The organism is bacterium, from assembly GCA_035527515.1.
Taxonomy (GTDB): Bacteria; B130-G9; B130-G9; order B130-G9; family B130-G9; genus B130-G9.
The window spans coordinates 1-9,598 of record DATLAJ010000028.1 but is presented as its reverse complement, the minus strand read 5'-3'; the positions used below and the strand labels follow the sequence as shown (position 1 = coordinate 9,598).

Sequence of the window (9,598 nt, the reverse complement as noted above, 5' to 3'; positions counted from 1 at the left end):
AGTGCGGTGGCTTGACACCGCTTTGGAGCGCCGCGGCTTGACGCGGCGGGGGCTTTACTAAGGAGCGTGCCGTTGTCTCGATGACGGTTTCGAGGTTCAAGATAGATGTCTACCAGAGGGTGGTGTCAGGCCACCACCAATGAAAGCGGTGTCAAGCCACCGCACTCCGAAAAGGCGGTCGCCCACCCGGTCAATCCGATTTTTAGGGCCGGGAAGATTCGGTCGCGTGGGTAGGTCGATTTCTGGCCTCTCGTTCTGCGAGCACGCCCCGCCAGCACCACGAATGCCAGCTGTCCAGGGCCCCATCTATTCGTTCAGGGACATAGGTTCTGGCTGTTCGAGCAGAGCCGTCCCCCGGCGAAACCGGCGCCGGAAGCGATTACTCGAATAGCGCTGGAACTGTGAGCTTCGAGAAACCCGTTTCGAGAGCATTCTTAACCTCATCTCGCCGGGCGGCGGGCACCGCGACCGCGACTGCAAGCACAAAAAGGCCTGCGACTGTCCGGCCCGAAACGCGCACGAGGCGGCCTGAGCATCTCTCTACCTCCTGTGCAACTGACCGCAGCAGTGCAGCACAGTCGGGCCCGAAGACAGCGAACTTCACCGCATCGGCCGTGCCCACATCGTCTAAGAGAGTCTCACTGAGGACGTGTTTCACAGTGGTGCCCACGATGGCTTTCACCTCGGACTCCTCGACATCGCGGGACGGCGGAGTCTGCGCCAGACCCGTCTCTTGCACATTGCTGGATACCGGTCTTTCGACCTCGTTCAAAGCCGCCTCTGCCTCGTCAAGTTCCAGCGACCTTGTGCGCGACGCAACATCAGCCTCCGCCTCAATTCTTTTAAGCTTCAGGCGTTTCTCTCGAATGATGTCCATCGCCAGCGGTGTGATGATCGCGTCCGCAGGCACGTGCAACGATGCCCCTATTTGCAGCTGCTCAAGCTGCCTGGCCCCGATCACATTGGTCAATGCACTGGCCCATCTATCATCTCGAAGGTTCGGGAATGATCCTCTCTATCTCGTCGTGTGGAAAAGGTATCACGTGAACCGAGAGCAGCTCACCAACCGCTCCGGCGGCGACGGCGCCAGCATCCGTTGCGGCTTTCACGGCTCCAACATCGCCTCTGACCATCACCGTTACTACACCACCGCCGGTGTACTCGCTCCCGACTAGCCTCACGTCAGCGGCCTTCACCATCGCGTCCGCAGCCTCAATCGCACCCGTCAACCCAATCGTCTCAACCAAACCCAGCGCCTCTTGCCCCGGCAGCATCCTTCGCTCTCCCGCAGTTTCCGAGCCCCGCAATGGATAGGCAATGTTGCCAACAAATTGCGGCTTACTACTCGATGAGTTTACTTCTCTCAGTTTCTGGCTGTCAAGCGTGCTCACCCCAATAATCAGATTGAAGAGGGGAATGTCGCGGCCGCCTCGGGGATGGGGCGCAGCGGATTCTGCCCGAAAGGGCACACCACGGGTAGCCGCAGGCGCAGCCTGACGGTGCAAGGAGAGCTCTTATGCCTCCATAATAACCCTCCCGTTGCGTTGCACGCACGGCTACCCACGGTATCCCGCGTCGGGGATTGCAGCCTCGGTCCCTCATTTGCACCCGGCAGGAGAAGGAGGCAGCAGTTCGGACTGCAACGTGAACTCCTCTATTTACGTGTCAAGCAACTGCAACAGAGAACTTCCCGGACGGTCAATCTGATTATTGGGGTCGACGCCCGCCCTTGCAAGATGCGCGGCAGCGGGTAGAATTGCGGGCGATATGATAAGAAGGTTTGTCCGCATCTTGAAAGACCACGAGATAATCTACAACCTCGTGGTCAAGGAGCTGAAGGTCAGGTATCGCGGCTCATATCTGGGCTTTCTATACGCTCTTCTGAACCCGCTTGTCTCGACCGTCGTCTTCGCCGTCGTGTTCACGTTTATTATCAGGATAAAGATGGCGCACTACGGCCTATACCTGCTCACCGGCTTCATGCCCTGGATATTCTTCCAGCAATCGCTCTCAGAATCTGCCACATCCATCATCCGCAACGCCAACCTCATCAAGAAGGTCATGGTCCCCCGGGAGATATTCCCCATCTCGAGCATCCTTGCCTGCCTGGTCAATTTCTTACTCGGCACGTGCGTCATGCTGCCCTTCCTCGCTGCATACGGGCATCTCTCCGTTCGGTGGGCGTATCTGCCACTGGTCATGCTAATACACCTGGTCTTCACACTCGGCGTTGGCCTGTTCCTCTCGTCCACGAACGTCATGTTCCGGGACATCGGCAACCTCGTCGAGATCGTCATCTTCGTCTGGTTCTATGCAAACCCGATCATCTATCCGCTTGCGATGCTCCAAACGAAGCTGCAAGAGATCGGCCGCCCTGAACTGCTGACGCTCTATCTTATCAATCCAATGGCCTCAATCATGGTTCTGTATCGGCACGTCCTGTTCGCGCCGGTCTCGCCCGAGGTCCTCAGGACGGCAGCACTCATCGCCATCGTAAGCGCCTTCCTTGCTCTCGTGATAGGTCAATCCGTATTCAGCAAGCTCCAAAAGACGTTTGCGAAGGAGCTTTAGGCCTTGCATTCCGTCTCACAAAGGGCAAACTCCGGCTACACGAAGCTCGACCTCCTCTGCAAGGGCACTCGGATTGACCCCAGCTGCGACCTCCAGCACGACGGCCGGCCTGTCCTGCGAACCAGGGCGGGTCTCGGGAGCGGTCTGGACATGGTTCTTCCGGAGAACGTCTGGGTGAACGCCCCTGTCGAGGAAGATTTCGCGAGATCATCCCCATACTGCCTCCACAAGGAGGACGGCAGATATGTCCTGAGGCGCGACGGCGAGCGAGTAGTTGAGGTGTCGCTGCCGGGCCGTCCGAGTTTCTATGACGCAAGGACCACCAGCGGGCAGTTGATGTCAAAGGTCGGTGTCTTGCAGGGCACATACCTCGGCATCTATCCCACGCGCCTTTGCTACCACTGGACGCTTTCGCCGAGACAAAACTGCAAGTTCTGCTCAGTAGGGCTGAACCTCGGCGACAAGGAGGCCATGCACAAAACCGTAGAAGACGTAGTTGAGACCGTGCTCGCGGCGAGGCGCGACTCTCAGATAACCTTCGTGCACTTCAACACGGGGTATCAGGAGGGGGACACCTATTTAGACGATCTAGAGCCTTTCATAAGAGCGGTCAAGGAGAGGACGGGCCTTCTGATCGGGGTCCAGACCCCGCCGCACCCAGACCTCGGCCGCTATTCTAGGCTGAAGGAGATGGGGGTAAACAACGTCTCATTCTGCTTCGAGCTGATGGACGAGGCTCGACTCAGTGAGGTCTGCCCCGGCAAGAGCCGCTTGGTGGGCCTGAAACGCTACCTAAAGGCGATCGAGCACTGCGCCTCGATGTTCAACACAACGAACGGCGAGATAATCGCGGGCCTCGAGCCGGTCGAGAAAACGCTTGAGGCCATCGACTGGATAACTGGCGTAGGCGCAATCCCAACCGTCTGCGTTTTTCGGCCTTTGAGGGGCACGGATTACGAGAACATGCCGCCGCCTCAAACCGAGGAGATGGTGCCGATCTTCGCCAGGCTCTACCAGCGGTGCATGGAGCACAATCTGCCCGTCGGGATGGCGCCGAACGTCAAGGTCAGCATCGTGCTCTTGCCCGAGGAGGGAAGGTATTTTCTCGAAAGCCCAAGACAGTACAGGCTTAAGCGGGCAAGATTGTGGGCCATGAGGCAGGTTTTTGGCATCTATTTTAGAACGAAACTGAAGGTGAAGTGATGAACGCGACGAACATCCAGATTCAGAGAATGAAGGTATATGTTACCAGGCAAATACCCGAGCCGGGCATCTCGATCCTGCAAGACCATTTCGATGTTGTCGTCCGTCAAGCTAAAGTGCCCATCAGCAAGTCTGAGCTGCTCGAGCACGTCGGCGATATCGATGGCCTATTGTGTCTCTTGACCGACCCCATCGATGCGGAGGTGATCGCCGCAGCCCAGAACCTCGTATGTATATCGAACTACGCGGTCGGCTTTAACAACATAGACGTGAAGGCTGCAACAGAGCGGAACATCCTGGTTACCAACACCCCCGGCGTCCTCACCGAAACAACCGCTGACTTCGCGTTTGCACTCCTGATGGCCGCCGCGAGGCGCGCTGTGGAGGCGGACGCCTTCACCAGGGCCGGCAACTTCACCGGGTGGGACCCCATGCTCATGCTCGGCCAGGACATCTACGGCAAGACGCTCGGCATCGTTGGCTTCGGCAAGATCGGTCAAGCCCTAGCGAGGCGAGCGCGGGGCTTCGACATGCGCATCCTGTATTACGACTCAGTCGCCAAAGCCTCGAACGAAGATGAATCCCTGCTTGGGGCGACATTCACGACTCTTGATAGAATCTTCGCCGAATCCGACTTCATCTCCCTCCATGTGCCCTTGACCGATGAGACGAGGCGCCTCGTCAGCCATGCCCAGCTGAGAATGATGAAGCCAACGGCAATACTCATAAACACATCGCGCGGGCCGGTAGTCGATGAGCAGGCACTTGCGGAAGCTCTCCGCGACGGGACGATCGCTGCGGCAGGCCTTGACGTCTTCGAGAATGAGCCAGATGTGAATCCGCTGCTTGCGTCGCTTCCAAACGTGGTGCTTGCCCCGCACATCGCGAGCGCCTCACACAAAACTCGCTCGTTAATGGCAAAGATCGCCGCAGAGAACCTGACTGCCGCTCTCTCTGGCCGCCGGCCGCAATTCCCGGTAAACCCGGAGGTGCTCGCCGACTAGCACCCTGCCCCCACCCGCTTCATCCTTCATCCTTCCGCCTTCCGCCTTCCGCAGCCCGCCCTCACATTCCCTTCGTGCCTCTTGGTGGCCTTCGTGGCTCACTTCCAATTCATCCTTTAGCCTTCCGCCTTCCGCCTTTCATTCAAACTGCCAGTCGCACGAGGCGATGTTGCTGGCGAAGTCCATGCTACCCGCGTGGGTGCACGCCGCAAACCACCGATATGTCCCGGCAGGGATATGATCTAGCACGAGCCGGTAGAGAGGGATATCATGAAACTGCTCCCGCCCATGGACGGAGACATTTCGCAGTAAAGGCACAGACAGCGTCCCAAACTGAGGCGCGAAGAGAATAGAGCCATCTGGGGTCTGAACAGCGAGGTACAGGTCCAACATGAGGTTCATTTCGATAGCGGCTGAGAGCATGATGCTTAGACCAGTCCGGGGGCTGTGGGGCTCGACTTCTGCTGAAATGCCCATACGAACCGGTGGCCGCTCGGCTAAGCCGCCTCTGAGGACGCCCACTCCATATCCGCATGAACTGAACCAGATATCTCCGTTTCTATCAATCGCAATATCTGTGATGTCGCCGGCCATGCCCTCCAGATCATACCAAGCCTCAATCCAACGCCATTGGTGCCAGTCGTAGAAGAGAGCGCCGCCAGACCCTCCTATCCAGAACCCTCCCGACTCAAGGGAGGTCACACATGTGAACCGGCTGTAAGTGCCGAAGTCCGGCGTAAGCATGCTCCAGGTTGTGCCATCCACGCTTAGATAGAGTAGGCCCCTGGACTCGCCGAGAGCACTGTAGTCGTTTCCGACCGCGATCTTTGTGCCGTCGTCCAGCACTGATATGCGGAAATTATGCATCTCGGGCGAGGACAAGTAGCAGTCCCAGATGTCCCCTCGGTTGCGCACCGCCCAGACACCGGCGTAAGTACCAATCCAAAGGATGCCACTTGGTTCTTCAGCGAAGTTGAGGGCATAGTCGATTCCATAAGGCTGGGACGAGGCGGACCACTCGGAAAAGAACCGCCAACCGTCAATGAGATTGTAGCGCCCAATCCAATCGACAGAACCGACCCAAAGATCGCCGTCCTTCGTCCAGGCGAGGCACGTGGGACAGCATACCAGATCGTCGCCCGGTATTCTGCGATCGAAACCGCCGGCTAGGAAACGCCGTGCACCGTTGTGAGGAAACGCAACCCACATTCTCTCTAGCTCGTCAACTGTGACGCACTTTGCGATGTTGCGATCGCAGTCCCTTGACCCTGGGGCCGCCGGTTCAACCAGGTAGTTGGACCAAGCCTCGCCATCAAATTCGCTCAGGCCGCAGTCAGTTCCAAACCACTTCGTGCCATCGGATGCTATGAAGATATCGTGCACCACATCTGAGCCCAGACCGTCAGCGGAGGTGTAGTGCTCAAGGTACGTCTCCTCCGCAGAACACCAACTGAGAAGCACCAGGACATACACCAGAAGTCCAAACAGAGTGCATCTGTACATTCGTTAATCTCCTTAATCACGATCATTCAATACGGTTGCCGTTTCCCGGAGAGAATTCCACCACGAAACTCCTCCGGCCTCAATGGGAACGTGCTTGGTGTCCTGCAACTACTTAGATAGCGCCAGTCAGGCATTCGCGTGCCATGCTCAATCAAGTTGTCGCATCGCCTCCCTTCGTGCGAGTTCGTCGTCTTCGTGGATCACTTACCCTCCATCCTTTCGCCTTCCGCCTTCATCCTTTCATTCAAACTGCCACTCGCAGGACGCGATGTTGCTGGCGAAGTCCATGCTACCCGCGTGGGTGCACCCCGCATACCACCGGTATGTCCCCGCCGGGATCCCGGCAACCTCCAGTGTGACGAGAGGCAGGCCGTTGACGTTCAGGCCTATGGGGACCTCCAAGTTAGGGACTAAAGGCGCCATCGAGGCGCTCCAGCTGGGCGCAAAGAGGAGGGTCCCGTCCGGAAGCTCGAGAGCGACGTATAGGTCGAGGCGCAGGTCCATCTGAAACTCCGCGCTGCCTAGCAGGGAAAGCGTCGGCGTTGCCCCGCATGGCTGCGCGACCGCCTCGAGCTCGATCCAGACCGGCGGCCACGCCTCCGGCCCTCCCCGCATCACATACACCCCATCATCGGCGCCGAACCACACGTCACGGTTAGTTGGGTCCACCGCTATGTCGTGCGCAAAACCAATATCTATCCATCGCCAGTCGGTGTAATCGTACCAAAATGCCCCTCTGTTGGACCCGAACCATATCCCCTTGTCGCCAACAGTGGTCAGACAGGTGCCCGCGAGTGAGTACGGGAGCGCAGGATACTCAAGGACGGACCACTTCTCCGCATCATCGCCGTAGACTATAATTGCCGGGGTCTCGTCTTCAAGAGTTGGTTGGCTTATCAACCAAATTGTGCCTGTTGCAGTTATTCCCAGGTCCACGTAATTGCGCTCGGGCTGGGGACTGAACCTCTGGAATTCAATACCTACATCATCGGGTGTCGCCAGCGACCCGTAAAGAGCGGGCCTGTAGCCATAGCCCCTGGCTTGGAACCACACACGCCCATCAGGGCCGGTCGCGAAGGCTCGCGGGACCAAATCCGAGTCACACCAATCAGGCCACCACGTATCCCACGAGTCCCACAAGGGATCGTATCTAGCCACCCAACTCCCATCGTCCCAGCCGCCTACCCATACGTGCCCGAACGCGTCAGACGTCAGCGCCGTCGGAAACCAACACAGCTTCGGTAAGCTCACGGTCCTGAAATCGAAGCCTTGAACGCAGTACAGTTGCGGTAAGACATATCCACCATCAGTAAACAATAGCCAGAGACGGTCATGGGTATCCAATGCCATGTCAACCAAGCGTCCGGCAGGAATGTCGTCAAGAGTGAATTGATATGTTATCCACACTGATTCATCGAAGCGCCAGATCTCATTGCCGGACGTTGTGAACCACTTCGTGCCAGCGTTATCGATGAGGACGCGGACGACCATATGCTGCAAGCCATATTCGCCCCCGCAGTTGTCCAAGTAAGCTGGCGTCGCTATCACATCAGAAACGCCAAATGCGCCCAGAGCCATCGTCCCGACAGCCAGAAGCGTTGCGAAAATTACATATATAGCTGCTTTCATGTCTTCCTCCTTTGCTGTAAGGCGATGTTGCTGGCGAGGTCCATCGTCAGCTCCTCAGCGCTTTGCTGTTATGTCCTTAATGACTTCAGCCTTGCCGGAACGAAAATCATATCGGACTACTTGCGACTGCCGCCCGCTGTTGTATATCGCAACGTCCGTTTCCGCGAAGTAGCTTATGTCACCCATGCTTATGACATGTGTGTATCCCGGCAAGGGCTGTCTCAATCTCCGTGTCCGTTCAATATGCAAATGCGGGTCAGTAACTATAAACCGTGTCTCACCCTCGTCTGATCGCGTGAAGACAAGATTGTCAGAATCCAGTGCCCATTTGACTATCCAGCGCTGGTCCTTAGTCTCTAACGACCAGCCCTCTTCTGGGAGAGGCACCGAGCGAACGAGTGGAACCATTGACTGACCTCGCAGCGCCCAGATAGATGCAAGGAGCTGGTGACTCCCCGCGTCTCCCTTCAGCGTGCATAAGTACTTGCCCGATCTCGACACGCAGCAGGTAGATGCATCGGACCCTCGCGTCTCACAGAGAAGGGATACTCGGGGGACACTCTCGGGAGCGCGCATGTCTAATATACATGTATAAATCCTCCCTGTTGCGTTGGGCCTGTAGGCCCATGGGTCACCTCGGTCAACGAAAACCAGAGCTAGTCTGTCTCCGGCTTCGTTCACAACGCTGCCCCAGAATACAGCCTGGTCGGGTAATTCGACCGCTGTCTCAGAGATGATCTCACCGGCATCTGAGATGAACAGAGCTTTGCGTTGTCTAGTGTCCGATGCACCCACGGTCTCGGCTTTCTCCCCAACGTCTCTGTGCCGGCCCAGGCACACCCATGTCTTGAAACGGGGCATATATCGGACCGGATAAGCTGGCCACCATTCTGTCGAGTCACCAAAACCCAGCTCCGTTCTGAAGCATTTGGATGCCCGATTGTTGGAAACATCAAATACATCAAATACAAACCGATATCCTATCCAAGCCTGTGCTGGCTCGCCTTCTGCACGACGACCACCAACGCTTTGATATCTGACCGCCCCTATTAGGCGCCTCGCTGCCCCTATGATAGCCGGCTGATTTGAGGAGGGGAACACGTACAGCCCAGGATCATCAAAGAGCGGCATCTCCTCATTCTTGTCGCATGTCAATAAAGTTGCCTTGCTGTGCATTTCCGGGCCCTCCGAACTAGTCGGGCCAAAGTCCTCGCACAGCACAATGTTTCCAGATGGCGTTGGATACCAGTGCAAGAAGCTGATCTCACTCCCCAATGCCAGACTCTCGTGTTGCCCCTGGAGCGCAAGCCCTAGGAACAACATGACCACTATTGCACCAAACATCGCTCTTTTATTCATTCTTTCCTCCTCTTTCAGATACCCAGAAACACCTACCGTAATATCCAAACTACATCGTAGTTGTCCCATTCAGAAACCTCAGATATGGGGAGAAGCCCCAGCACAACAGAGCGAGCTCCGGCATCTATGCTCCTCGAGCGCCAGCGTTTTTCCGGCGCAGGCACGTTCCCGATGTCAATATCTATCATCCAAGTGGCTCTCAATAGACTCCTCACCTCATCGCTGAACTTGCGACGGCTCTGGCCAACTGCAAGAGGGAAGTCAGACCACTTGGGAACAAGAACAAAGCACCGAGGGGCGCTATTTACGGAGATTTCTCCCATGTTTAT

At 56.9% G+C, this 9,598-nt stretch carries 9 protein-coding genes; 3 read left to right on the top strand and 6 right to left on the bottom strand.

The genetic code is table 11. The features are described from left to right. Window positions 1–379 precede the first annotated feature (379 nt). The gene (locus tag VM163_01835) at window positions 380–970 is read right to left on the bottom strand and encodes a hypothetical protein (GenBank protein HUT02616.1); all 591 of its coding nucleotides are present in this window, start codon (window positions 968–970) and stop codon (window positions 380–382) included. Window positions 971–986: 16 nt separating this feature from the next. Then, window positions 987–1,271 carry a BMC domain-containing protein gene (locus VM163_01830; protein HUT02615.1) on the bottom strand — a complete coding sequence of 95 codons (285 nt, stop codon included), beginning with the start codon at window positions 1,269–1,271 and terminating at the stop codon, window positions 987–989. A gap of 496 nt (window positions 1,272–1,767) precedes the next feature. On the opposite strand from VM163_01830, the gene VM163_01825 reads away from it, so the two are divergent. From VM163_01825 to VM163_01815, 3 genes are read left to right on the top strand one after another with little or no spacing between them, the layout of a single operon-like run. Then, entirely contained in the window at window positions 1,768–2,571 is an 804-nt protein-coding gene (locus VM163_01825) for an ABC transporter permease (GenBank protein HUT02614.1), read from the top strand. Between the two features lie 3 nt (window positions 2,572–2,574). Further along, window positions 2,575–3,774, top strand: coding sequence for a radical SAM protein (locus tag VM163_01820; GenBank protein ID HUT02613.1), 1,200 nt, complete (start codon window positions 2,575–2,577; stop codon window positions 3,772–3,774). Next, window positions 3,774–4,778: a D-glycerate dehydrogenase gene (locus VM163_01815; GenBank protein ID HUT02612.1), complete on the top strand. Its 1,005-nt coding sequence runs from the start codon at window positions 3,774–3,776 to the stop codon at window positions 4,776–4,778. The genes VM163_01820 and VM163_01815 overlap by 1 nt, the downstream gene beginning before the upstream one ends. A gap of 138 nt (window positions 4,779–4,916) precedes the next feature. On the opposite strand, the gene VM163_01810 is transcribed toward VM163_01815, so the two are convergent. The 4 genes from VM163_01810 to VM163_01795 form a co-directional block, all read right to left on the bottom strand. Then, a complete protein-coding gene (locus tag VM163_01810; protein ID HUT02611.1) occupies window positions 4,917–6,281 on the bottom strand; it encodes a hypothetical protein in 1,365 nt (454 codons plus the stop codon). 240 nt (window positions 6,282–6,521) lie between these two features. Next, complete coding sequence (locus VM163_01805; GenBank protein ID HUT02610.1) at window positions 6,522–7,910, bottom strand: hypothetical protein; 1,389 nt, start codon at window positions 7,908–7,910, stop codon at window positions 6,522–6,524. Window positions 7,911–7,964: 54 nt separating this feature from the next. Continuing rightward, a complete protein-coding gene (locus VM163_01800) occupies window positions 7,965–9,269 on the bottom strand; it encodes a hypothetical protein (GenBank protein HUT02609.1) in 1,305 nt (434 codons plus the stop codon). Window positions 9,270–9,301: 32 nt separating this feature from the next. Beyond that, on the bottom strand, window positions 9,302–9,598 hold a 297-nt coding region (locus tag VM163_01795), incomplete at its 5' end, for a hypothetical protein (protein ID HUT02608.1).

Bases quoted from the DNA above. Each gene is read 5' to 3' on its own strand.
- VM163_01825 (HUT02614.1), top strand. From the start codon at position 1,768: ATGATAAGAAGGTTTGTCCGCATCTTGAAAGACCACGAGATAATCTAC.
- VM163_01815 (HUT02612.1), top strand. From the start codon at position 3,774: ATGAACGCGACGAACATCCAGATTCAGAGAATGAAGGTATATGTTACC.
- VM163_01810 (HUT02611.1), bottom strand. From the start codon at position 6,281: ATGTACAGATGCACTCTGTTTGGACTTCTGGTGTATGTCCTGGTGCTT.
- VM163_01805 (HUT02610.1), bottom strand. From the start codon at position 7,910: ATGAAAGCAGCTATATATGTAATTTTCGCAACGCTTCTGGCTGTCGGG.
- VM163_01800 (HUT02609.1), bottom strand. From the start codon at position 9,269: ATGAATAAAAGAGCGATGTTTGGTGCAATAGTGGTCATGTTGTTCCTA.